The sequence below is a fragment of the Streptococcus mitis genome (assembly GCF_001281025.1).
GTDB lineage: Bacteria > Bacillota > Bacilli > Lactobacillales > Streptococcaceae > Streptococcus > Streptococcus mitis_AK.
On record NZ_CP012646.1, the window covers coordinates 1,119,855 to 1,143,830 of the forward strand.

Sequence of the window (23,976 nt, forward strand, 5' to 3'; positions counted from 1 at the left end):
GTAAGCACTTTAAAAAAGAGTTATTTTGATTTAAAAATGGTATAATGAGAGAACAATAGAAAGGAAGTATTTATGGAGCAAAAAGAGAAACATTTTAGCCTATCTTGGTTTTTCAAGTGGTTTTTGGATAACAAGGCCATTACGGTATTTTTGGTAACTTTATTATTGGGACTGAATCTGTTTATTTTAAGTAAGATTAGTTTTCTATTTTCACCTGTTTTAGACTTTTTGGCAGTCGTGATGTTGCCAGTCATTCTATCTGGTTTACTATACTATTTGTTAAATCCTATTGTTGATTGGATGGAGAAACACAAAATCAATCGTGTTATAGCGATTAGTATTGTCTTTGTCATCATCGCTCTCTTTATCATTTGGGGCTTGGCAGTAGCTATTCCAAATCTACAACGTCAGGTTTTAAGTTTTGCAAGGAATGTTCCAGTCTACCTTGAAGATGCTGACAGGGTTATTGATGATCTGGTAACTAAGCGTTTACCAGATGATTTCAGACCTCAGTTAGAACAAGTTTTGACAAACTTCTCAAGTCAGGCTACAGTTTGGGCAAGTAAGGTTTCATCTCAAGCAGTCAACTGGGTGAGCGCCTTTATTAGCGGGGCTTCTCAAGTGATTGTTGCCTTGATTATCGTTCCTTTCATGCTCTTTTATCTCTTACGTGATGGAAAAGGACTACGTCACTATTTGACCCAATTCATGCCAACGAAATTGAAAGAACCTGTTGGACAAGTTCTATCAGATGTGAATCAGCAGTTGTCTAACTATGTTAGAGGGCAAGTAACAGTGGCTATTATTGTAGCGGTAATGTTTATGATTTTCTTCAAGATTATTGGTCTACGCTATGCAGTTACGTTGGGGGTTACTGCTGGTATTTTAAATCTGGTTCCTTATCTTGGTAGCTTTTTAGCCATGTTTCCTGCCCTAGTATTGGGCTTGATTGCTGGGCCAGTTATGCTTTTAAAAGTAGTGATTGTCTTTATCGTAGAACAAACTATTGAAGGCCGTTTTGTCTCTCCACTGATTTTGGGAAGTCAATTAAACATCCATCCCATTAATGTTCTCTTTGTTTTGTTAACTTCAGGATCCATGTTTGGTATCTGGGGAGTTTTACTCGGTATTCCGGTTTATGCTTCTGCTAAAGTTGTCATTTCAGCGATTTTTGAATGGTATAAGGTAGTCAGTGGACTATATGAACTAGAGGGAGAGGAAATAAAGAGTGAACAATAGTCAACAGATGTTACAGGCTTTGGAGGAGCAAGATTTAACCAAGGCAGAACATTATTTCGTCAAAGCTTTAGAAAATGATCCAAGTGACCTTCTGTATGAGTTAGCTACTTATCTTGAAGGAATTGGTTTTTATCCTCAGGCCAAGGAAATTTACCTGAAAATCGTAGAGGATTTTCCAGAGGTTCATCTTAATCTAGCAGCTATTGCTAGCGAGGATGGTCAAATCGAAGAAGCCTTTGCCTATCTAGAGGAAATCCAAACTGACAGTGACTGGTATGTTTCGGCTTTGGCACTTAAGGCAGACCTTTACCAGATGGAAGGTTTGACAGATGTGGCGCGTGAGAAACTTCTGGAGGCCTTGACTTACTCAGAAGATCCTCTCTTGATATTGGGCTTAGCAGAATTGGATAGTGAGTTGGAAAATTATCAAGAGGCCATTCAAGGCTATGCCCAGTTAGATAATCGTACTATTTATGAGCAAACAGGCATTTCCACCTATCAACGGATTGGCTTTGCCTATGCCCAGTTAGGGAAATTTGAAACGGCTACAGAGTTTTTAGAAAAATCCCTGGAGTTAGAATACGATGACCTAACAGCTTTTGAGTTGGCCAGTCTTTACTTTGATCAAGAAGAATACCAAAAAGCTGTCCTCTACTTTAAGCAACTTGATACCATTTCACCTGATTTTGAAGGATATGAGTATGGTTACAGTCAGGCCTTACATAAGGAACATCAAGTTCAAGAAGCCCTGCGTATCGCTAAGCAAGGGTTGGAGAAAAATCCATTTGAAACTCGTCTCTTACTGGCTGCTTCACAATTTTCTTATGAATTGCATGATGCTAGTGGGGCAGAGAACTACCTCCTTACTGCAAAAGAAGACGCTGAGGATACAGAAGAAATCTTGCTTCGTTTGGCTACTATTTATCTAGAGCAGGAGCGTTATGAGGATATTCTAGATTTGCAGAGCGACGAGCCAGAAAATCTCTTGACCAAATGGATGATTGCTCGTTCTTATCAAGAAATGGACGATTTGGATACTGCCTATGAGCTTTACCAAGAGTTGGCAGGAGATTTAAAGGATAATCCAGAGTTTCTGGAACACTATATCTACCTCTTGCGTGAATTGGGCTACTTTGAGGAAGCAAAAGTCAATGCTCAAGCTTACTTAAAACTGGTTCCAGATGATGTGCAAATGCAAGAACTATTTGAGACATTGTAAGGATATATTTTTAAAACTGTATCTTATCATTTTTGATAGATATAGTTTTTCTTTTTAAAGAGAATTTTTTTACAAAAATTCTTGGTTATTTTGTTTATTTATGCTATAATAGGAACAATTATTTTTAGGAGGTGCAGTATGTCTTATTTGTTTGAGATATTACCGAGTTTATTGAGCGGTGCAAGCATGACTTTGCAGGTTTTTGCACTGGTCTTGATTTTTTCTATTCCTTTGGGCGTTTTGATTGCCTTTGCCTTGCAAGTCCATTGGAAGCCCCTCCATCATCTGATTAATATTTATATTTGGATTATGCGGGGAACACCCTTGCTCTTGCAATTGATTTTTATTTATTATGTGCTTCCAAGTATTGGGATTCGTTTGGACCGTCTTCCTGCGGCTATCATTGCTTTTGTTCTCAATTATGCGGCTTACTTTGCTGAAATCTTCCGTGGAGGGATTGATACCATTCCTAAAGGTCAATATGAGGTTGCAAAGGTCTTGAAGTTCAGTCCTTTTGACACAGTGCGTTATATCATCTTGCCCCAAGTGACCAAGATTGTTCTTCCCAGTGTCTTTAACGAAGTTATGAGTTTGGTCAAGGATACCTCTCTGGTCTATGCTCTAGGCATTTCAGACCTTATCTTGGCGAGTCGAACAGCTGCCAACCGTGACGCTAGCCTGGTTCCCATGTTCTTGGCAGGAGCCATTTACTTGATTTTGATTGGGATTGTGACCATTCTTGCCAAAAAAGTTGAGAAGAAGTACAGTTACTATAGATAGGAGGCTGCCATGTTAGAATTACGAAATATCAATAAAGACTTTGGTGAAAAGCAAATTTTGTCCAATTTCAGTCTAAAAATTCCTGAAAAGCAAATCCTGGCTATCGTTGGACCTTCTGGTGGAGGTAAGACAACCCTCTTACGCATGCTTGCAGGTCTTGAAACCATTGATTCAGGACAAATCTTTTATAATGGAGAATCTTTAGAATTGGATGAACTGGAGAAGCGGAATCTACTGGGATTTGTATTTCAAGATTTTCAACTTTTCCCTCATTTATCAGTTTTAGATAATTTGACCTTATCGCCCGTAAAAACCATGGGAATGAAGCAGCAAGAGGCTGAGAAGAAGGCGTGTGGGCTCCTGGAACAGTTGGGACTGGCAGGGCACGCAGATGCCTATCCTTTCTCACTATCTGGTGGGCAAAAGCAAAGGGTAGCCTTGGCGCGTGCTATGATGATTGACCCAGAAATCATTGGTTACGATGAACCAACTTCTGCACTTGATCCAGAATTGCGCTTGGAAGTGGAAAAACTGATCTTGCAAAATAGGGAACTTGGCATGACGCAGATTGTGGTTACCCACGATTTACAGTTCGCTGAAAATATCGCAGATCAGATTCTCAAGGTTGAGCCCAAGTAGGAGGTGCCGATGACTAATAAGAAAATTGCTTTAGTATTGGTTTCTATCCTGACTTTCTTTTTAACGGCTTGCACTCAGAAGGCTAGTGATCCAAAGCAGGATAACTGGGATAAGTATCAAGAGCAGGGGAGTATAACCATTGGTTTTGATAATACCTTCGTACCTATGGGATTTGAAGAAAAGGATGGCCAATATACAGGCTTTGATATTGACTTAGCACAAGCTGTCTCTGAAAAATTAGGTTTTAAGGTTCAATTTCAACCAATCGACTGGGATATGAAGGAGACAGAACTGCAAAATGGGACCATTGATGCCATCTGGAATGGCTATTCTGCCACTGATGAACGCCGAGAAAAGGTTGCCTTTAGCATTCCATATATGGAAAATCAGCAAGTTCTGGTTGCGAAGAAAAGCCAGCAAATTCATTCAGTAGAGGATATGAAGGATAAGACCTTGGGAGCCCAAGCCGGTTCCTCTGGTTATTTAGACTTTGAAGCCCAGCCAGATTTATTGAAAAATCGTGTCAAAGACCAGAAGGCTAATCAGTACCAGAGTTTCAATGAGGCCTTGATTGATTTGAAAAATGACCGGGTTGATGCCTTGTTGATTGACCGAGTGTATGCTAATTACTATCTCCAGTCTGAAGGAATATTAAATGATTACAATGTCTTTTCAGCAGGATTTGAAAGTGAATCCTTTGCAGTCGGAGTAAGACCAGCAGACAAAAGATTACTACAAGCTTTAAACCAAGCCTTTATCGAACTATACCAAGAAGGAAAGTTCCAGGAAATCAGCCAAAAATGGTTTGGAGAAGATGTGGCAACAAAAGAAGTGAAAAGTAGAGATTGAGTTTTTGCTCAGTCTCTTTTTGCATCAAAAAATCCCCTGGCAAGAACCAGAGGATAAGAGTTTATTTCATTGTTGGGAAGAGCAATACGTCACGGATAGTAGTTGTATCAGTGAGAAGCATGCAGAGACGGTCGATACCAATTCCCAAACCACCTGTTGGTGGCATACCGTATTCAAGAGCTTCAATGTAGTCATAGTCGATTCCTGTCGCTTCATCATCACCAAGTTCTTTGGCTTTAGCTTGGGCTTCGAAACGGCTAAGCTGATCGATTGGGTCGTTGAGCTCAGTAAAGGCATTACCGTACTCCTTAGTCATGATGAAGAGCTCGAAACGGTCAGTAAAGCGTTCGTCTTCAGGATTCTTCTTAGCAAGTGGAGATACAGCTACTGGATGTCCATAGACAAAGGTAGGTTGGATTAAAGTTTCTTCAACAAACTCTTCAAAGAAGACATTGATAATGTGGCCAACTTCAGTATAGTGTTTCTCAACTGGAACTTTCTTCTCAGCAGCGATAGCTTTAGCCTCTTCCAAAGTCATGTCTTGCCAGAAATCGACACCAGTAATTTCTTTGATAGCATCCACCATGTGAACACGTTTAAATGGTTCGTTGATCTTAATTTCAGTTCCTTGATAGTTGACCGGACCATCGCCTTTAACTGACTTAGCAGCATGTTGGATAATGCCTTCCGTCAAGTCCATGATGTCTTGGAAGTCAGCATAAGCTTGGTAGACTTCGATAGAAGTAAATTCAGGGTTATGAGTGGCATCCATTCCCTCGTTACGGAAGATACGTCCGATTTCATAGACGCGTTCCATACCACCGACGATAAGGCGTTTCAAGTGAAGCTCAGTCGCGATACGAAGCACCATGTCAATGTTTTGGGCATTGTGGTGGGTGATAAATGGACGGGCAGCAGCACCACCAGCTTCGTTGTGAAGAACAGGTGTTTCCACTTCAAGGAAACCTTTTTGATCAAGGTAACGACGGATTTCAGAAATGATTTTTGAACGAGTGACAAAGCGTTCAAAGCTTTCACGGTTAGAAATCAAGTCAAGGTAACGTTTACGGTAAATTGTTTCAACGTCTGTCAAACCGTGGAATTTCTCTGGAAGAGGACGGAGAGCCTTAGACAAGTGTGTAATGTGGGTTGCCTTGATAGAGAGTTCTCCCATATCTGTACGCATCACTTCGCCTTCGACACCAAGGAAGTCACCAAGGTCTGCTTTTTTGAAGATTTCATAGTTTTCTTCACCGACAGCATCCTTACGAACGTAAATCTGGATTTGACCTTCGCGGTCTTGAAGGTGGGCAAAACCTACTTTACCTTTACCACGTTTGGTTACCAAGCGTCCTGCGATAGTAGCTGTTTCGTTTTTATCGTGTAATTGTTCTTTATCGAGGTTAGCAAATTTATCTTTTAATTCTTGTGAATTTGCAGTGCGTTCAAAGCGTTTTCCGAAAGGATCGATTCCTTGTTCACGGAGCGCAGCCATTTTTTCACGGCGAACGATCTGCTGGTCATTTAGTTCTTCCATATGTTCTGTTGACATGGGATCCTCCTAGTTTTACTCAAAATTGAATACGATGAGTCATTTTTTGCGATACTCCCATTTTATCATAAATAAGCAAGAAATTCACGGATAATCTTTCAAAACTAAAAAGAACTTGACGATAAAATCAAGTTCTGTTATTGATAGGAAGTATCATTCCAAGTATCGAGCGTAAATGTTTCAAAATCATGGGTTTCTAGAATTGTCAGGCTGGCATTTGCTAGACCTCCATCTTTACGAAGAAGAGGTTCTTTATAACTTAGAAGAGTACGAATACTGGCAGTAAGATTAGCACCATGACCGACAATTAGAATACGCTCAGCTGGACTATCTTTTAATGATTTGATAAATTGGATGGTCCGTTGCGTGGTGCTATAGAGGGATTCGGCTCCAAACATTTGAGTGTCAAATTGAGCAAGATTAGATCGGAAAGCTTTGATTTGTTGTGGGTAAATTGCTTCCAAGGTTGCGATTTTTAAACCTTCTAACTTACCCAGCTGCCATTCACGGAGATTTGGAACGCTTTCTAAAGGACAGGGGGTCTGGAGTTGACTTTGGATAATCTCGGCAGATCTGACCGCTCGAGGTAAATCACTTGAATAAATCTGATCGAAAGGAACATCCTTGAGATACTGGCCAAGTAGTTTTAGGGTGTCAATGGATTCAGGAAGAAGGGGAGAATCACCACTAGCACCTTGAAAGCGTCCTTCTTGGTTCCAGACTGTGCGGCCATGGCGGACAAAGTAGAGTTTCATTACTTGCTGTCCTCCAAGATATCTGCAAAGTCAGCCTTTACAAAGCTAGCTAAGTCTTGGGGAGCAACGATAATGCTGTGACCAACTTCCCCTGCAGAGACAATCATTTGATCCAAGTCTAGAGCGATCTTATCGATAAAAATGGGATAATTGTGTTTCTGACGAATTCCGACAGGATTATTTGCTCCATGAATGTAACCAGTTGTTTTTTCCAAGTCCTTTTGTGGAATCATGCTCACTTTTTTATTGCCAGAAATTTTGGCTAGTTTCTTTTCAGACAAGTGTTGGGTGATAGGGATAACTCCGATAATCGGTCCTGTCTTATCTCCCAAAAGAGCCAAGGTTTTGAAAATCTGATCTCGTTCATAACCTTGAGGAAGCTCTCCTTCTAGGGCATTGATTTGAATCCCCTGATGAGGGATAGATGCTTTAGACAGGATTTGTTCCACCAATGTTTTTTTGATTTTAACTTTTTTTGCCATTATTTATACTTATCCTCCAATTGACTCATCCAAATACCAAGCCAGATTCCCAGTGCAAAGAAGAAGGCGATGATGACATACCCAACAAGTGAAAGGCCTGTGTATTCGATACTTTCAGCGTTTCCTGCATTTGGAATCAAGATTAAAAGGGTACTCGATAGGACGATACCGATGATGAAATGATAGACGCGTGAGTGGTAGTTGCTTAAGGCATAATCCATCAATTTTGAAAAAATAATGAGAGTTGCACCTGCCCCGATTCCAATCGGGAAGAAGGTTCCCAAGAGGTCGAAGGTTTTAAAACCAGTCAACATAGGAGCATAGAGGCCCAAAATCAAAAGTAGATTTGATGGACTGAGGCCAGGAACTAATACGCCAAGAGCCAGCAGTGCACCAGCTAGGACGAAATTAAGAAAGCTGGCACTTAAGGTTCCAACAACAAAATTTAAGGCATAGAGTCCTAATCCAGAAATGATAAAGGTTATCCAGAACCAAGCTAAATCAATCTTGTCTCGGTCAGATTCTCGAGCTGATTCTTTGAGAAGGCTAGGAACTGTACCAATGATGGCACCCGCAAAGCTCCATAAGACAAAGACCTGATAATTTTCAAGCAGGTATTCAATCGGGTAGGAAAATAAGCCGATTCCCAGAAGCATACCGATGGCAACTGGAATAAAGTACAAAACATTTTCTTTAAAGTCTTTAAAGGGATGGGCCAGAAAACCAATCATTCGTTCATAAATTCCTAAGATTGCTGCTAGAACCCCTCCGGAAATTCCCGGTAAGATAAATCCAAGAGCAATGACAATCCCTTTAATAACACGTGCTAACCATGAGAGCATATTGTTCCTCCAACTATTTCTATTTCAAAAAATCCTTACTATATTGTATCACAATCAAACACAAAAAGAAAAAGCAAATGATAAACAAATGCTTTTAAGGTTTTAAAAAGATTTTTCTAAAGGTTTCTTCTTTGTTTTTTAAGGAAGAAATGACGTTGATATCCAAATCGTGGTCAAAGCCAGCAATTTTTCCTTTAGATGTGTATTGGTGAATGTCGTAATCTAAATCAGTCTTAGGAGTAGCTTCGTAAAATCCTGAGTCAGAACCATAGGAAGGAATCCAAACAGACGTAAACTTGTCTGTATCAATACTGTGTTCTTCCATGAAGTAGACCCCAACGTAGATGCCGATATTTTTAGCACCAAGTGATTCTAGTTTTGCTCGAAAGGCTTCAACACCTTCGTTCATATTGGACATGGTTTTGTCTTCCACATCTAGCCAATAGTAGCTAGGGCTGTATGGCGATGAAGCGTTATAAAAAACTTCAGCGGCCTTTTCCATTTCTTGGACACTTTTTCCAGCTACATAGGCATAGACACCAACTGGGACATTTCGTTTTTGAAACTCAGTGATATGGGTTTTAAAGGCCTTATCAACACCATTAACATAGGAAGCATCGTTCTCTTTGGACGTTTGAGCACCACTATGGACACGAACAATAGCTCCAGAAATGTTTTGGGAGAGAGTATCGTAATTAATTTCCTCAGGACGCTGCCAACCAGAAACATCAATTACCGGTTTATCTATATTGTGTAGCGCCTGTGTCTCTACTTGCGCGATATTTGACTTTGTTTTTACAGGATGGTCCTCAAAACGAGGGCGATTCAGGATTAAAATGAAAATCATAATCCCAAAAAAACCAAATAAAATAAGCGGATTAATTTTCTTTCTCATATCTCATAATTTTACCTTAAAAATGAAAAAAAATCAAAAAAAATACTCAAAAAATGGGTTAAGAAAGGACTTTAGAGTATTTTTTCATTCAAGAGCGCGGAATGATTTGAAATATGGTATAATAAAAGGGAATTTCTAGAGAAAAGAGAAGATTATGTCAAATTATGCCATTATTTTAGCAGCGGGTAAAGGGACTCGCATGAAATCTGATTTGCCAAAAGTTTTGCATAAGGTTGCGGGTATTTCTATGTTGGAACATGTTTTCCGTAGTGTGGGAGCTATCCAACCTGAAAAGACAGTAACAGTTGTAGGACACAAGGCGGAATTGGTGGAAGAGGTCTTGGCTGGACAGACAGAATTTGTGACTCAATCTGAACAGTTAGGGACTGGCCATGCAGTTATGATGACAGAGCCTATCCTAGAAGGTTTGTCAGGTCACACCTTGGTCATTGCAGGGGATACTCCTTTAATCACAGGTGAAAGCTTGAAAAACTTGATTGATTTCCACATCAATCATAAAAATGTGGCCACTATCTTGACTGCTGAAACAGATAATCCTTTTGGCTATGGACGAGTTGTGCGTAATGATAATGCTGAGGTTCTTCGCATTGTTGAACAAAAGGATGCCACAGATTTTGAGAAACAAATCAAGGAAATTAATACCGGAACTTACGTCTTTGACAACGAGCGTTTGTTTGAGGCTTTGAAAAATATCAATACCAATAACGCTCAAGGCGAATACTATATTACAGATGTCATTGGCATTTTCCGTGAAGCTGGTGAAAAAGTTGGCGCTTATACTTTGAAAGATTTTGATGAAAGTCTTGGGGTAAATGACCGTGTGGCTCTTGCGACTGCTGAGTCGGTTATGCGTCGTCGCATCAATCATCAGCACATGGTCAACGGTGTTAGCTTTGTCAACCCAGAAGCAACTTATATTGATATTGATGTTGAGATTGCTCCCGAAGTTCAAATCGAAGCCAACGTTACCTTGAAAGGGCATACGAAAATTGGTGCTGAGACTGTTTTGACAAATGGAACGTATGTAGTGGACAGCACTATCGGAGCAGGAGCTGTCATTACCAATTCTATGATTGAGGAAAGCAGTGTTGCAGACGGTGTAACAGTCGGTCCTTACGCCCACATTCGTCCAGGTTCATCTCTAGGTGCACAAGTTCATATTGGTAACTTTGTTGAGGTGAAAGGTTCTTCTATCGGTGAGAATACCAAGGCTGGTCATTTGACTTATATCGGAAACTGTGAAGTGGGTAGCAAGGTTAATTTTGGTGCAGGAACCATTACAGTCAACTATGACGGCAAAAACAAATACAAGACAGTCATTGGAAACAATGTCTTTGTGGGTTCAAATTCAACCATTATTGCGCCAGTAGAACTTGGTGACAATTCTCTCGTTGGTGCTGGTTCAACTATTACTAAAGACGTGCCGGCGGATGCTATTGCTATTGGTCGCGGTCGTCAGGTTAATAAAGACGAATATGCAACACGCCTTCCTCATCATCCTAAGAATCAGTAGGAGCCTATCATGGAATTTGAAGAAAAAACGCTAAGCCGAAAAGAGATCTATCAAGGACCAATATTTAAACTGGTCCAAGATCAGGTTGAATTACCAGAAGGAAAGGGAACTGCCCAACGGGATTTGATTTTCCACAATGGAGCTGTCTGTGTTTTAGCTGTAACGGATGAGCAAAAACTCATCTTGGTCAAGCAGTACCGCAAAGCCATTGAAGCAGCCTCTTATGAAATTCCAGCCGGAAAATTGGAAGTAGGAGAAAACACAGACCCTGTCGCAGCAGCACTTCGTGAATTAGAGGAAGAAACAGCCTATACAGGGAAATTAGAACTCTTGTACGATTTTTACTCGGCCATTGGCTTTTGTAATGAAAAGTTAAAACTATACCGAGCAAGCGATTTGACTAAAGTGGAAAATCCGCGTCCGCAGGACGAGGATGAGACCTTGGAAGTCCTTGAAGTGAGCCTAGAAGAAGCTAAGGAATTAATCCAATCAGGTCATATCTGTGATGCCAAGACAATTATGGCTGTTCAGTATTGGGAATTGCAGAAAAAATAGAGGAGGTCAGTATGGGTAAACCTTTATTAACGGATGAAATGATTGAAAGAGCTAATAGAGGCGAAAAAATTTCGGGTCCCCCTTTGCTAGATGATGAGGAGACCAAGATTTTACCAACCTCTTCTTCCCGTTTTGGTTATGCCAATCCTAGGGAACATGGTTTTAGCCAGGAAACCTTGAAGATTCAGGTCGAACCGTCTATTCATAAAAGCCGTCGCATTGAAAATACTAAGAGAAATGTCTTCAATTCTAAACTGAATAAAATCTTATTTGCAGTCATCTTTCTCTTAATTTTGCTTGTCTTAGCAATGAAACTTTTGTAATAGAAAAGGAATTGAAATGAAAATAGGAATTATTGCGGCTATGCCAGAAGAACTGGCGTATCTGGTCCAGCATTTAGACAATGCCCAGGAGCAAGTTGTTTTAGGCAATACCTATCACACAGGAACTATTGCCTCTCATGAAGTCGTTCTTGTAGAAAGTGGAATTGGTAAGGTCATGTCTGCCATGAGTGTGGCAATTTTGGCTGATCATTTCCAGGTGAATGCTCTAATTAATACGGGATCAGCTGGGGCAGTGGCAGAAGGTATTGCTGTTGGGGATGTTGTGATTGCTGACAAATTAGCCTATCATGATGTGGATGTCACAGCTTTTGGTTATGCTTATGGACAAATGGCGCAACAACCGCTTTATTTCGAATCAGATAAAACCTTTGTTGCTAAAATCCAAGAGAGTTTATCTCAATTGGAGCAAAAATGGCACCTTGGTTTAATTGCTACAGGAGATAGTTTTGTTGCAGGAAATGACAAGATAGAAGCGATTAAGTCCCATTTCCCAGAAGTTTTAGCTGTTGAGATGGAGGGGGCAGCTATTGCTCAGGCAGCGCATGCCCTTAATCTTCCAGTTTTAGTTATTCGAGCTATGAGTGACAATGCCAACCATGAAGCAAACATCTCTTTTGATGAGTTTATTATCGAAGCTGGACGTCGCTCTGCCCAAGTCTTATTAGCCTTTTTGAAGGCTTTAGATTAAGCGGAAATTTGACAGTTTTTCTAGCTTATGATAAGATTTAAGTAAAGAAAAGCTAGAAAACGTTTCAGAGGATATTATGAGTATTGAAATGACCGTCAGTGAGATTGCAGAGGTCTTAGGATTATCTCGCCAAGCAATCAATAACCGTGTCAAAGAATTACCAGAAGAAGACACAGATAAAAATGACAAAGGGGTAACAGTCGTTACCAGAAGTGGCTTGATTAAGCTAGAAGAAATCTATAAAAAAACGATTTTTGAAGATGAGCCTGTCAGCGAAGATGTCAAGCAACGTGAACTGATGGAGATTTTGGTTGATGAGAAGAATGCAGAAATTCTTCGTCTTTATGAACAATTAAAAGCCAAGGATCGTCAGTTATCAGAAAAAGACGAGCAGATGCGTATCAAAGACCGTCAGATTGCTGAGAAAGACAAACAACTCGATCAGCAGCAACAATTGACCCTTCAAGCCATGAAGGATCAAGAAAATCTTAAGCTAGAGCTGGACCAAGCAAAAGAAGAAGTCCAATCCACTAAGAAAGGCTTTTTTGCTCGTTTATTTGGAGGATAATCAAGGAGCTGTTTAGGTTAAATGCTAACCTGATGGCTTCTTTTGTTTCTAAATAGTATAGTTGCTCAAGTAATACTCAATGAAAATCAAAGAGCAAACTAGGAAGCTAGCCGCAGGCTGCTCAAAGCACTGCTTTGAGGTTGTAGATAAGACTGACGAAGTCAGTTACATATATCTACGGCAAGGCGAAGCTGACGTAGTTTGAATTTGATTTTCGAAAAGTATAAAATAACAGTATAGGAGAGGTATAGAATGGAACGATTAGAAGATTACATTGCTTTTGACTTAGAATTTAATCAGCATGAAGGACAAACACACTTGATTCAAGTATCGGCAGTGCGTTTTAGAGATGGTCAGGAAATCGATGCCTATGATTCCTATGTCCATACTAGTGTGCCTCTAAAGAGTTTTATCAATGGTTTGACTGGAATTACAGCTGAAACCTTAAAAGATGCTCCTCCAGTGGAGAAAGTTATAAAAGATTTCCAAGAGTTTGTGGGTTCTTTACCCATGGTTGGCTACAATGCTGCTAAAAGTGATCTACCTATTTTAACGGATCATGGTTTAGACTACAGTCAGCAGTATAAGGTGGACTTGTATGATGAAGCTTTTGAACGTCGGAGTTCGGATTTACACGGTATTGCCAATCTCAAATTGCAAACCGTTGCCTCGTTTCTTGGATTTCAAGGTCAGTCTCATAATAGCTTAGAGGATGCTCGTATGACAGCGCGTGTTTACGAGTCCTTTCTAGAGTCAGACCAAGCTAGAGAATTGTTAGAGACAGAAAGTAGTCTTTCAAACAATCCTTTTGGAGGCTTGGATTTGTCTCAATTATTTGACTAGGAGTGCCTATGAAACCTGAAAAACCTAAAAATCTAGGTTTTAAGCAGATATACTTTAATCTAGATAAAATACTTTTTCTATTTTTCTTGACTTTTATGATGATTGAGTTTGTCTGGTTACCGTCAAATTCTTGGATTGCTGGACTTTTGCTCCGTCAGACAGGTTATCTCTTTCTATCTTACAACAATATTTTTGCCATTATAAAAGGTTCTCCCTTTGTTAGTCTTGCTTTATTTATTCTGGTAATCGTTAATTTACTGATCGCCTATTACCAGATAGGACTTCTCTTTATCGGAGCCCGGCACCTACTCTATCATGAAAAGAGAACTTTGCTGGAGTACAGTCGTAAGGTCTTTCGCCAAAGTTTCTTGTTTATGAAGCAAGTCACGCTTGCAAAGATAGCCTTTATCTTCTTTTATGTCATGATGCTCTTTCCATTGATTCGAAAGATTTTAAAGATTTACTACCTCAATAAAATTGTCATTCCAGACTTTATTGTTGATTATGTAGAAGACAAGTATTGGCTAGTAGGTATAGTGGTTACTATTCTGGCTTTACTGCTATTTTACATTTCAGTGCGTTTCATGTTTGCTCTACCTCAGCTTTTATTTGAGAAAAAAACAGTCAAAGAAGCGGTCAGATATAGTCTAGAGAAGACAAGAAAGCACTCCTGGTTTTATATTTGGAACTTGCTTTGGATTATCGTCAAAACCTACCTATTTTTCATTCTTTTATTGATTCCAATATTAGCAAGTCAGGTGCTGATGGATGGTTTGACCCATAAGGAATCTCTTGTGCTGGGAATTATCAACTTTGTCTTGATTAAGAATTTCCACTATATGGCCTTGACTTACTTTCTCATTAAATTTGTTTCCTTCTTAACAGGAGAAGAACTAGAAATCACACCAAGGAGAAAGAAAGACCACTGGATGAGATGGGGAGTGATGGGCTGTGCTGGTATCTTTTTCGCTCTTGAGGGTTATGTTTATTTAGAAGCTCCAGTTGCCAATAAACCTTTAATCATTTCTCACAGGGGAGTATCTAATAAGAATGGTGTGCAAAATACAGTCCAATCACTAGAAAAAACCGCTCAGTTATCTCCAGATTTCGTTGAGACAGATGTTCAGGAAACAAAAGATGGCCAGTTTGTCATGATGCATGATGCCAATATCAAGAATCTGACAGGAGTCAATGCCAATCCTCAGGATCTCACTTTGGAAGAATTAACCAAACTTGATATTTCAGAAAATGGCTATCATAGCAAGGTGTCTAGTTTTGATGACTATCTCAATAAAGCCAATGAATTGCATCAAAAACTCCTTATTGAAATTAAAACCAGTCGAAAAGATAGTCCAGATATGATGAAACGCTTTATGGAAAAATATGGAACTGTTCTTAAGCAGAATGGTCACCAAATGCAATCCTTGGACTACCATGTGATTGACCAGGTTTTAGTCTACGATACTCAAATTCCAGTCTTTTTAATCCTACCTTATAATAGTATTTTTCCAAGAACCAAGGCTACAGGTTACACCATGGAGTATTCAACTTTAGATGAAAATTTTGTCAACAAGCTTTGGAATACCGATCAGAAATTGTACGTGTGGACCATCAATAGTTCAGAGTCCTTTGATAAATCTGTTCATTTGGGGGCAGACGGCATGATAACGGATGACTTGGAAATGATTCAAGATCAGGTTACCATTGCCCAAGAAGACCCAGAGTATACGGATTTACTGTTTAAACAGGCAATGGAATTCTTTAATTTTTAGTAAGCAAAAAGAGGAACAGTTGTTCCTCCCATGATAGGCAAGTATTCTATTGAATGCTTGTTTTTCTTATGCTTAGAATGGCAATTTTCCAGCGAAAGCACCAAATTTTTTCTTGGTAGTTTCATCGATTTGTTCAAGAGCAGAGTTGATGGCTTGAACAGTCATATCAGAAAGAGTTTCAAGATCTTCAGGGTCAACGACAGCTGGATTGAAGTCAATGCTGACAACTTTTTTGTCACCAGTTAAGGTCGCTTGAACAAGTTCTTGAGCAGATTTGCCAACAAATTGCATAGCAGCAAGTTCTGCTTGACTTTGTTCCATCTGTTTTTGAAGTTTTTGTGCTTGGCGCATCATGTTTTGCATGTTCATCATGGTGATTTATAGTTTCCTTTTACAATTATTTTCTTTTTTATTTTATCAATTTTGAGACTAAAAGTCTAATCTTTTTTAGAGAGAATTCATCAAGTATCGATAGGGATGTAGATGGAATAAAAATATAGGATAGATATTCTCAGAGCATAAGAATATTTATCCTATATGTGTTTATGAAAAGGTGCTAGATATTTTATGAGCTCGTTTAAGGGTTTACTAACACTATTCTACTTTATAGAAAAATCCCTCAGTACTACCATTGATAAGTTGTTGTCCAAACCATAAGCGGTCTTGTGTGATATCAGATGAGTCGGTATAGCCATTATCTGTAGAAGAGGTGACAGACATAGTTATAGGGATTCCTGCTGGTAAAAAGGCAATAGCTGCACCAGCACCTCCATCTTTAGAAACAGAATTTGCCTTAAGATAGTGGTCAATTTCTTTAGCATGTTCAATTGAAATTTTGGACTGATCACTTACTAAACCATTTTTGTCGAAAGTAAATTCAATACCTGAACGATTCCTCCAAGTTCCTGAGACACTAGAAAAATCCCCATTTTGAATTGCAGAAATATCCATCCCTTTGCTTTCTGACGGAAGGCTAGTTTCTCCATTTATGAGACTTGTGACAGACTTCCAAGAGAAAGATCTTATATCAAGGGAAGGTGGTTTTGTCCCCAGTCCCTCTTCTGTATCTGATTCGCTAATTAACTCTAACCGTGTTCCATCCTGATTTAACTTGTATAGTTTAACTTGGATTTGATTAGTAGATACACGGGTAGATAATTGGAAATAGCCATTTTCTAAAGGATTAAAATGTACTCGCTCTCCAATAAAGTCCAGCTTGTTTTCTGCATTGGTCAGTCGAATAACTTCATCATTTTTTAGAGTTCGAATATCTAACAAATCGTAATAGTTAGAATCCATTTTTAGGGCAATCAAAAGTTCGTCCGTACCATTTTTGTCTAAATCATACAAGCTATACTGTAATCCAGAATATTCTTTAGGATAAGTATTTTTTAAGTTTGCTTTTGAATTGACCTCTGTATGTGAAGCTGGTGAACCATCTAATACTTTGGCATATTCTTTAAGGATAGGATTGTACAGGGTGTAGTCAGTTTTCTTTTCTTCCGATGTGGAAGAAGTGGAACTAGTACTTGAGGCAATCGCTTCAGAACTTGTTGCAGAAGTATTTTCACTCTGATGTTGGCAAGCCGTTAAAATAGAGATAGCTAAAATACTAATACTGAATAGAAATAATTTTTTCATATGTTTAATCTTGCAATTCTAAACCTTGAGCATCTTGGTGCCATTTGCTACCAGTTTTGGACGTTAAAACTTGAATAGTAATTATAATATTCCAAATTGCATTTGCTAGTAAAACAAATGGCAATAAAATAGGAATGATAGCTAGCAGAGTTATGCCGATACGCTTGTATCCTTGTTTGGAATTTCCGATGTAAAAATCGTATCCACCAAGTGCTCCTAAAAATAGGGCAAATAAGGCTGCGGCCAGTTTAGATTTATCACTCACTCCATTTGAATGTTGGCTAGAGCTAGCTGGAGATGTGTTATCTATTTTTGAAACAATATACTCATCACCGTTTTGATAAAATTCTACGTAATCACCTACTTGTGGTTCAAAACCAAAACTTTTTCTTGAAATTGCAGTAAATTGGCCATTATCACCTTTTCCAACATAAACTGTTTCATCTTCAATTTTTATAACTTTGTTCATATAATTGTCTCCTTAATCTATTTCTATTGTATGTTAAACCCACTCACCGTTGTAATTAACACGATAGCCATCAGGGGTCGTTGTATTGATTGCTAGTGCACCAGAGCTATAAGCATAGTACCATTTACCAGATACCTTCATCCAGCCAGTTTTCATAGCGCCTGAGTCTTGAAGATAGTACCAGCTACCGTCTTTTACCCAGCCAGTTTGCATCCAGCCAGAGTTGTCAAAACGATACCAAACACCATTGATTTTTTCCCAGCCATTAGTTGTATAGGAACCGTCGGCGTGTTTGTACCACCAACGAGAACCAGATTGTAGCCAACTACCTGAGATATTAGAATTCGAACCTGATTGAGTTGTTGTGTTAGTATTTGAATTTGTAGAAGGATTTCCGATAGTCACATCTTTTCTAACTTTAAAGACACGTTTTCTTGTATCAGTTAAGTCACCGTAAGGCGAACCAGCTTCTCCAGACATCTCCAAAATATATGTTCCATCTGGAAATTGTTCTGAAACAAAAATATCACCTTTAAATTGATTGCTATAAAATAAAGGTTGTAAAAATTGATCACTGACATCTTTAGTTAAGCCACTAAAAATGACAGCATCGTGACTTTGGTACACAATTTTTCCGGTCGCTTTCTCAATTAGAGTAACATTTCCCTTAGCAGCCTTATCACCTCCGTGTTGTAGTGGCTCTGAAAGTTTTCCTTCGAAGCTAAGTCCAAAATAATCAATTTCAACTTTTGTAATTGTTGCGTCTATTTGTTTTTCAGTACTCGTATTCTCGCTAGCTGATACTTGATTAGCTGTGATGACTCCAGTGCCAAGAAGTGATAGAGCTGAGATAGTTGCAAGTGTAAATTTTTTAGTTTGTTTGTGCATTCATTTAATACCCCCTATTTTTATTTGTTGTAAAGTAATCAGTTTGTCCTAAAATCTAGACTTTTTTGGACAAACTTGATAGAATGGTAGTGTAATAATAATCGGTCAAAATGCTGGATTTTAGAACCTTTTTTCTAACGAAAATGGTTCTAAAATAAAGTGTATTTCCTGTCCAAAAAATCCTAGGTTTTTTGACAGGAACTATGAATTTTTTATCCAATTATGAAAGGTGCTTTTTGATACTCCTAAGATGTCTGCACCTTCTCGTAAGGTTATTTCTTTTTTCGTATATTGAGCTATCACATCAGGGAGATTATTCGGAACAAGTAATTTTGGTCTACCGAATTTTTTCCCTTTTTTCTTTGCTTCTCGTATTCCTTCCATTTGTCTTTGTTTGATTTGTTCTCTTTCAAACTGTGCCACATAAGATAGAACTTGCAAAACGATATCGGATATTAGTTTTCCTGTGATATTGTCATCGCTGTTCTTTGTGTTTAATAAGGGGAAATCTAAAACAGTTATATTTACTTTCTTTTTCTTAGTAATTGATTGCCATTGTTCTAAAATTTCATCATAGTTTCTTCCCAATCTATCAATTGATTTAATAACTAATTCATCATTCTCCTTCAAGGTAGTTAATAATTTTTGATATTCTATTCTGTCAAAATCCTTTCCTGAAACATAATCAATAAAAATATTTTCTTTTGCTAATTTATTTTCTACCAAGGCTGAAAATTGCCTATCAATATTTTGTTCTCTTGTAGATACTCGAACATAACCGTAACGCATAAGGCTACCACCTATCTTTTTATCTCTATTTTAGACAAAAAGAAAACTACCGCCCATAATGAGTGGTAGTTTGGTGTACTCTTTGCTACTGTATTTTTTTGCCAAGATTTTGCCTTGGATGCGTGAATAGTAGTGTTGGATAAAAAATCTTAAGGGCTTAAAATCCTTTTAAACCAACCTTTTTGATGTTTACAAAAATTAAAAACAGTATGTTCAATTTTTGCATGTTCATCATGGTGATTTTCAGTTTCCTTTTATCTTATTTTCTTTCCTATTTTATCAATTTTGGGGTTAAGAATCTAATCTTTTTTTGAGTGAATCTAAGAATTGTACTTAGCAGTGGAAAATAAAAGTAGACTTCCTGCGAAACAAAATATGATACAATAAAACTATTAATTATGAAGTAAGTAAACAATTAACTGATGCATTATTTAAGCGCCTTGTTGGTGTTCAGCGCACTACTTTTGAAGAGATGTTAGCTGTGTTAAAAACAGCTTATCAACTTAAATACGCAAAAGGTGGACGAACCCCTAAGTTAAGCCTAGAAGACCTCCTCATGGCTACTCTTCAATACATGCGAGAATACCGCACTTATGAACAAATTACGGCTGATTTTGGCATTCACGAAAGCAACTTAATCCGTCGGAGTCAATGGGGTGAAGCAACTCTTATTCAAAGTGGCTTTACGATTTCAAAAACTCATCTTAGTGCTGAGGATACGGTGATTGTGGATGCAACAGAGGTAAAAATCAATCGTCCTAAAAAATCAACTAGCCAATTATTCTGGTAAAAAGAAATGTCATGCTATGAAGGCTCAGGCGATTGTCACAAGCCAAGGGAGAATTGTTTCTTTGGATATTGCAGTGAACTATTGCCATGATATGAAGTTGTTCAAAATGAGTCGCAGAAATATCGGACAAGCTGGTAAAATCTTGGCAGACAGTGGTTATCAAGGGATCATGAAGATGTATTCACAAGCGCAAATTCCGAGGAAATCAAGAAAACTTAAGCCACTAACTCTTGAAGATAAATCCTATAATCATGTGCTATCTAAAGAGAGAATCAAGGTTGAGAATATTTTGGCCTAAGTAAAAACGTTTAAAATGTTTTCAACAACTTATCGAAATCGACGTAAACGATTTGGATTACGAATGAATTTGATTTTCGAAGAGTATGAGTTTGGAACATGGAAACAGCAGTTGATTTCAAGAAACAAAAAAGAACAGCCGAAGCTGTCTTTTTATTATTATTTGAGACCGTATTTTTTGTTGAAACGATCCACGCGTCCATCTGCTTGAGTGAACTTTTGACGTCCAGTGTAGAATGGGTGTGAGTCTGATGAAATTTCCACACGGATCAATGGGTAAGTTTCGCCTTCGAACTCAACTGTTTCGTTAGAGCGTTTTGTTGAACCGCTAAGGAATTGGTAACCAGTAGTTGTGTCCATGAAGACAACTGGGCGATATTCTGGATGGATATCTTTTTTCATTTTGCAATATTTCCTTTCTGCCATGGTCTCTTTGCGAGCCATAGATTGTTACCATACTAGTCTATCAGATTATGAAAAGTTTGGCAAGTATTTTATCAGTTTTTAAGCAAGTTTTTTAACTTTTGGTAGATGATTTCGTTTTCTTCTAAACTATAGGAATTAGCACCGCTTGCTAGAGGGTGGCCTCCACCATCATGTTCTTTGGCAATTTCATTGATAGGATGGATTTTACTGCGTAAGCGAACTCGGTAGTGGCCATCAGCCTGCTCCACAAAAATTCCCCAGAGACTAACACTGTCAATGCGTCCAGGTGCGCCTACAATGGCTGCAGTTTCCGCATCGGTGACATTGAATCGTTTTAAGATTTCCTGACTCAGAATCACGCGAGCTGCGCCATTTTCATCCACTTCCAGATGGTCGTAGATGTAGCCCTGAAGTTTAGCAATTTTGTAACTCATAGTGTCCATTTTGCGAGTGAGAGCCGCAAAGTCAAAGTTATGTTCTCTTAGATAAGCAGCCAGGCGAAGAGTCCGTGCAGTGGTAGAAGGGTAGAGGAAGCGACCTGTATCACCAACAATTCCTGCAAAGAGCAATTCAGCAGCTCGATCTGACAAGGCCAGTTGGGTTGTTTGGGCAAATAGGGTAATCATCTCACTAGCGCTGCTTGAACTAGTATCCACCCAAGATAGGTCACCATATACATCATCATTTGGATGGTGGTCAATCTTAATGAGAAAATCACCTTGACTATAGCGCTTATCATCGATACGAGCAGTATTCGCCGTATCACATACGATGACAAGGGCACCTTGGTAGACACTATCTTCAACAAAGTCCATCTCAGCCATCCAAGTAAGAGTTGGTTCATCAAAACCAACTGCTTTGATAGTTTTTTCTGGGAAATGATGTTTGAGAAGAGCTTTCAATCCTACCTGACTGCCCAAGGCATCAGGGTCTGGTTTCATATGACGGTGAATGATAATCGTGTCGTATTCTTTGATTTTTTCTAAAATTTGATGGCAAATTTCCATAAATAACCTCAATTCTTTCTCATTTCATTGTAGCACAAGAATTTTTATTTTTAAAATGAAAAAGATGTGATATAATGGAGAAAGATAAATTGAGGAGGACGATATGGCATTAGCAAAAATTGTATTTGCCAGTATGACCGGTAATACCGAAGAAATTGCAGATATTGTAGCAGACAAATTACGTGACTTGGGCTTGGATGTCGATGTTGATGAATGTACAACTGTTGACGCTTCAGACTTCTTGGAAGCAGACATCGCTATCGTTGCGACCTATACTTATGGTGATGGGGAATTGCCAGATGAGATGATGGACTTCTACGAAGACCTAGCAGATCTCAACTTGAATGGCAAAATCTACGGAGTGGTTGGCTCAGGAGATACCTTCTACGATGAATTCTGTAAGGCTGTCGATGACTTTGACCGCGTTTTTGTAGCGACAGGAGCAGAAAAAGGTTCAGAATGTGTTAAAGTTGATCTTTCTGCTGAGGAAGAAGACATTGAACGCTTGGAACAATTCGCAGAAGAATTGGCTGCTAAAGTAGGATAAGAATAAAACTGCGCTGATGTAATCAATCAGTGCAGTTTTTTATCGTGAGTTGGGATTTTACTAGCCTATTTGGTGGCTTTTTGATACAATAATTCAAATAAAGGAGGAGATTGTATGGATTTAGATATTATTCGTCAAGAAATTGATCAAATTGACGATCAAATTGTCAAGCTCTTAGAAGAACGAATGCATTTAGTTGAAGGGGTTGTCGCTTATAAGAAGGCTTCAGGGAAACCGATTTTAGATACCAAGAGAGAAGCAATTATCTTTGAAAAGGTTAGGAGTCGTGTAGAGGACAAGCGCTATCAGGAGACTATTGTAGCGACTTTTTCGGACATACTCAAACGTTCGCGTGATTATCAGGATCAAAATATCAAATGAAAAAAGAACAATTTTATCCGCTAGGGATTTTTCTAGCTGCCATGGTGGGTGGACTTGTCCGCTATCTAGTTTCCACTTGGTTACCAGCCAGCCAAGATTTCCCCTTGGGCACCCTTCTTGTTAACTATCTAGGCATTTTCTGCTTGGTGTATCTTGTTAAGGGCTATTTAGTCTATAAGGGAACCAGTAAAGGCGTTATTTTAGCACTGGGGACGGGCTTTTGTGGCGGTTTAACAACCTTTTCTAGTCTCATGCTTGATGCTGTGAAACTGCTTGATACAGGGCGTTATCTTAGTTTGATCATGTATTTGCTTTTGAGCATTGGTGGAGGTCTGCTTTTAGCTTACTATTTAGGGAGGAAAAAATGGTAATCGTCTATCTTGCAATTGCTTGTGGTTTCGGAGCTTTAGTGCGCTATTTCTTTTCCCGCTATAATCAAGCATTTAAATTGCCCCTCGGAACGCTCATAGCCAATCTTTTGGGTTGTTTTTTGATTGGATTATTTTACAATCATGTGGAGTCCAAGGAAGTCTATGCTATTCTAGCAACAGGATTTTGCGGAGGTTTGACAACTTTTTCGACCTTGAATGACGAACTTCAAAGACTGTTAAGTGATAAGAAGGTCTTTTATTCTTACCTGGCTTTGACCTACCTAGGTGGTTTGGTTGCGATTTTTTTAGGAATTCTGCTATAAATTTCTTTACTTTTTTGTAGAAATTTGGTAAACTGTATCTTGTGTGTAATGGACGCACAAAAATACAGTTTATCCGCTGAGGAAGGTTCCTCAAGATTGACAAAGATAGGAGAATAAAATGAATCCATTAATCCAAAGCTTGACTGAAGGTCAACTTCGTACAGATATCCCATCATTCCGTCCTGGTGACACTGTTCGTGTACACGCGAAAGTTGTCGAAGGTAACCGTGAACGTATCCAGATTTTTGAAGGTGTTGTTATCGCACGTAAAGGTGCTGGCATCTCAGAAAACTACACAGTTCGTAAAATCTCTAACGGTGTAGGTGTTGAGCGTATCTTCCCAATCCACACTCCACGTGTTGAAAAAATCGAAGTTGTTCGTTACGGTAAAGTACGTCGTGCGAAATTGTACTACTTGCGTGCTCTTCAAGGTAAAGCAGCTCGTATCAAAGAAATCCGTCGTTAATTCGACTAAAAAACTCTGCTTTTTC

29 protein-coding genes and 1 pseudogene are annotated in these 23,976 nt (G+C 38.8%); 18 read left to right on the forward strand and 12 right to left on the reverse strand.

All coding sequences use genetic code 11. The features are described from left to right. Window positions 1–72: 72 nt before the first annotated feature. The 5 genes from RN80_RS05455 to RN80_RS05475 all read left to right on the forward strand — a co-directional run bounded on the left by RN80_RS05455 (window position 73) and on the right by RN80_RS05475 (window position 4,726). A complete protein-coding gene (locus tag RN80_RS05455; protein WP_060628036.1) occupies window positions 73–1,239 on the forward strand; it encodes an AI-2E family transporter in 1,167 nt (388 codons plus the stop codon). Further along, a complete protein-coding gene (locus RN80_RS05460) occupies window positions 1,229–2,458 on the forward strand; it encodes a tetratricopeptide repeat protein (RefSeq protein ID WP_060628038.1) in 1,230 nt (409 codons plus the stop codon). Before RN80_RS05455 ends, RN80_RS05460 begins: the two co-directional genes overlap by 11 nt. Window positions 2,459–2,596: 138 nt before the next feature. Next, complete coding sequence (locus RN80_RS05465; protein WP_060628040.1) at window positions 2,597–3,238, forward strand: amino acid ABC transporter permease; 642 nt, start codon at window positions 2,597–2,599, stop codon at window positions 3,236–3,238. A 9-nt stretch (window positions 3,239–3,247) separates the two neighbouring features. Next, a complete protein-coding gene (locus tag RN80_RS05470; protein ID WP_060628041.1) occupies window positions 3,248–3,877 on the forward strand; it encodes an amino acid ABC transporter ATP-binding protein in 630 nt (209 codons plus the stop codon). A gap of 9 nt (window positions 3,878–3,886) precedes the next feature. Beyond that, window positions 3,887–4,726 (forward strand): amino acid ABC transporter substrate-binding protein, encoded by an 840-nt coding sequence (locus tag RN80_RS05475; protein ID WP_060628043.1) that lies wholly within the window; start codon window positions 3,887–3,889, stop codon window positions 4,724–4,726. A gap of 61 nt (window positions 4,727–4,787) precedes the next feature. Here the strand turns inward: RN80_RS05475 and lysS are convergent, their stop codons facing one another. From lysS to RN80_RS05500, 5 genes are all read right to left on the reverse strand, one after another. After that, window positions 4,788–6,278: a lysine--tRNA ligase gene (gene lysS / locus RN80_RS05480; protein ID WP_060628046.1), complete on the reverse strand. Its 1,491-nt coding sequence runs from the start codon at window positions 6,276–6,278 to the stop codon at window positions 4,788–4,790. Between the two features lie 137 nt (window positions 6,279–6,415). Further along, window positions 6,416–7,033 (reverse strand): histidine phosphatase family protein, encoded by a 618-nt coding sequence (locus RN80_RS05485; protein ID WP_060628049.1) that lies wholly within the window; start codon window positions 7,031–7,033, stop codon window positions 6,416–6,418. Further along, window positions 7,033–7,515: an aminoacyl-tRNA deacylase gene (locus tag RN80_RS05490; protein ID WP_060628052.1), complete on the reverse strand. Its 483-nt coding sequence runs from the start codon at window positions 7,513–7,515 to the stop codon at window positions 7,033–7,035. The genes RN80_RS05485 and RN80_RS05490 overlap by 1 nt, the downstream gene beginning before the upstream one ends. Then, the gene (locus RN80_RS05495; protein WP_060628054.1) at window positions 7,515–8,357 is read right to left on the reverse strand and encodes a DUF368 domain-containing protein; all 843 of its coding nucleotides are present in this window, start codon (window positions 8,355–8,357) and stop codon (window positions 7,515–7,517) included. The genes RN80_RS05490 and RN80_RS05495 overlap by 1 nt, the downstream gene beginning before the upstream one ends. Window positions 8,358–8,451: 94 nt before the next feature. After that, window positions 8,452–9,252: a GH25 family lysozyme gene (locus RN80_RS05500; RefSeq protein WP_060628056.1), complete on the reverse strand. Its 801-nt coding sequence runs from the start codon at window positions 9,250–9,252 to the stop codon at window positions 8,452–8,454. 154 nt (window positions 9,253–9,406) lie between these two features. Here RN80_RS05500 and glmU point away from each other — a divergent pair, with 154 nt between their 5' ends. From glmU to RN80_RS05535, 7 genes are all read left to right on the forward strand, one after another. Beyond that, on the forward strand, window positions 9,407–10,786 hold the full coding sequence (gene glmU / locus RN80_RS05505; RefSeq protein WP_060628057.1) for a bifunctional UDP-N-acetylglucosamine diphosphorylase/glucosamine-1-phosphate N-acetyltransferase GlmU: 1,380 nt from the start codon (window positions 9,407–9,409) through the stop codon (window positions 10,784–10,786). Window positions 10,787–10,795: 9 nt separating this feature from the next. Next, on the forward strand, window positions 10,796–11,341 hold the full coding sequence (locus RN80_RS05510) for an NUDIX hydrolase (RefSeq protein WP_060628060.1): 546 nt from the start codon (window positions 10,796–10,798) through the stop codon (window positions 11,339–11,341). Between the two features lie 11 nt (window positions 11,342–11,352). Next, a complete protein-coding gene (macP, locus tag RN80_RS05515; protein WP_060628063.1) occupies window positions 11,353–11,664 on the forward strand; it encodes a cell wall synthase accessory phosphoprotein MacP in 312 nt (103 codons plus the stop codon). A gap of 16 nt (window positions 11,665–11,680) precedes the next feature. Then, on the forward strand, window positions 11,681–12,373 hold the full coding sequence (locus tag RN80_RS05520) for a 5'-methylthioadenosine/adenosylhomocysteine nucleosidase (RefSeq protein WP_060628066.1): 693 nt from the start codon (window positions 11,681–11,683) through the stop codon (window positions 12,371–12,373). 76 nt (window positions 12,374–12,449) lie between these two features. Beyond that, window positions 12,450–12,941, forward strand: coding sequence for a chromosome segregation protein RocS (gene rocS / locus RN80_RS05525; protein WP_000021242.1), 492 nt, complete (start codon window positions 12,450–12,452; stop codon window positions 12,939–12,941). A gap of 252 nt (window positions 12,942–13,193) precedes the next feature. Beyond that, window positions 13,194–13,784: a 3'-5' exonuclease gene (locus tag RN80_RS05530; protein WP_060628069.1), complete on the forward strand. Its 591-nt coding sequence runs from the start codon at window positions 13,194–13,196 to the stop codon at window positions 13,782–13,784. Between the two features lie 8 nt (window positions 13,785–13,792). Then, complete coding sequence (locus tag RN80_RS05535; protein WP_060628072.1) at window positions 13,793–15,556, forward strand: glycerophosphoryl diester phosphodiesterase membrane domain-containing protein; 1,764 nt, start codon at window positions 13,793–13,795, stop codon at window positions 15,554–15,556. Between the two features lie 72 nt (window positions 15,557–15,628). Here RN80_RS05535 and RN80_RS05540 read toward each other — a convergent pair whose 3' ends face one another. The 5 genes from RN80_RS05540 to RN80_RS05560 form a co-directional block, all read right to left on the reverse strand. Beyond that, window positions 15,629–15,928 carry a YbaB/EbfC family nucleoid-associated protein gene (locus RN80_RS05540; protein WP_060628076.1) on the reverse strand — a complete coding sequence of 100 codons (300 nt, stop codon included), beginning with the start codon at window positions 15,926–15,928 and terminating at the stop codon, window positions 15,629–15,631. Window positions 15,929–16,150: 222 nt separating this feature from the next. Beyond that, entirely contained in the window at window positions 16,151–17,197 is a 1,047-nt protein-coding gene (locus tag RN80_RS05545) for a DUF6287 domain-containing protein (protein WP_060628078.1), read from the reverse strand. A 4-nt stretch (window positions 17,198–17,201) separates the two neighbouring features. Further along, a complete protein-coding gene (locus tag RN80_RS05550; RefSeq protein ID WP_049547095.1) occupies window positions 17,202–17,666 on the reverse strand; it encodes a hypothetical protein in 465 nt (154 codons plus the stop codon). Between the two features lie 33 nt (window positions 17,667–17,699). Further along, window positions 17,700–18,518: an N-acetylmuramoyl-L-alanine amidase family protein gene (locus RN80_RS05555; protein WP_253275443.1), complete on the reverse strand. Its 819-nt coding sequence runs from the start codon at window positions 18,516–18,518 to the stop codon at window positions 17,700–17,702. 237 nt (window positions 18,519–18,755) lie between these two features. After that, entirely contained in the window at window positions 18,756–19,343 is a 588-nt protein-coding gene (locus RN80_RS05560) for a recombinase family protein (RefSeq protein WP_060628084.1), read from the reverse strand. Between the two features lie 391 nt (window positions 19,344–19,734). On the opposite strand from RN80_RS05560, the pseudogene RN80_RS09720 reads away from it, so the two are divergent. Beyond that, a pseudogene (locus tag RN80_RS09720) lies at window positions 19,735–20,506 on the forward strand (IS5 family transposase); the annotation flags it as partial. Between the two features lie 83 nt (window positions 20,507–20,589). On the opposite strand, the gene RN80_RS05575 reads toward RN80_RS09720, so the two are convergent. Further along, window positions 20,590–20,832, reverse strand: a complete 243-nt coding sequence (locus tag RN80_RS05575) for a type B 50S ribosomal protein L31 (protein WP_000710764.1) — start codon at window positions 20,830–20,832, stop codon at window positions 20,590–20,592. 95 nt (window positions 20,833–20,927) lie between these two features. Beyond that, the gene (locus tag RN80_RS05580) at window positions 20,928–21,863 is read right to left on the reverse strand and encodes a DHH family phosphoesterase (protein WP_060628090.1); all 936 of its coding nucleotides are present in this window, start codon (window positions 21,861–21,863) and stop codon (window positions 20,928–20,930) included. 103 nt (window positions 21,864–21,966) lie between these two features. On the opposite strand from RN80_RS05580, the gene RN80_RS05585 reads away from it, so the two are divergent. From RN80_RS05585 to rplS, 5 genes are all read left to right on the forward strand, one after another. Then, window positions 21,967–22,410, forward strand: coding sequence for a flavodoxin (locus tag RN80_RS05585; protein WP_001162125.1), 444 nt, complete (start codon window positions 21,967–21,969; stop codon window positions 22,408–22,410). Between the two features lie 114 nt (window positions 22,411–22,524). Next, on the forward strand, window positions 22,525–22,791 hold the full coding sequence (locus RN80_RS05590) for a chorismate mutase (protein ID WP_020902342.1): 267 nt from the start codon (window positions 22,525–22,527) through the stop codon (window positions 22,789–22,791). Beyond that, window positions 22,788–23,162, forward strand: coding sequence for a fluoride efflux transporter CrcB (gene crcB / locus RN80_RS05595; RefSeq protein WP_060628091.1), 375 nt, complete (start codon window positions 22,788–22,790; stop codon window positions 23,160–23,162). Before RN80_RS05590 ends, crcB (RN80_RS05595) begins: the two co-directional genes overlap by 4 nt. Further along, entirely contained in the window at window positions 23,156–23,485 is a 330-nt protein-coding gene (gene crcB, locus RN80_RS05600) for a fluoride efflux transporter CrcB (protein ID WP_060628094.1), read from the forward strand. The genes crcB (RN80_RS05595) and crcB (RN80_RS05600) overlap by 7 nt, the downstream gene beginning before the upstream one ends. 118 nt (window positions 23,486–23,603) lie before the next feature. Further along, window positions 23,604–23,951: a 50S ribosomal protein L19 gene (gene rplS / locus RN80_RS05605; protein ID WP_001068669.1), complete on the forward strand. Its 348-nt coding sequence runs from the start codon at window positions 23,604–23,606 to the stop codon at window positions 23,949–23,951. Window positions 23,952–23,976: the final 25 nt, after the last annotated feature.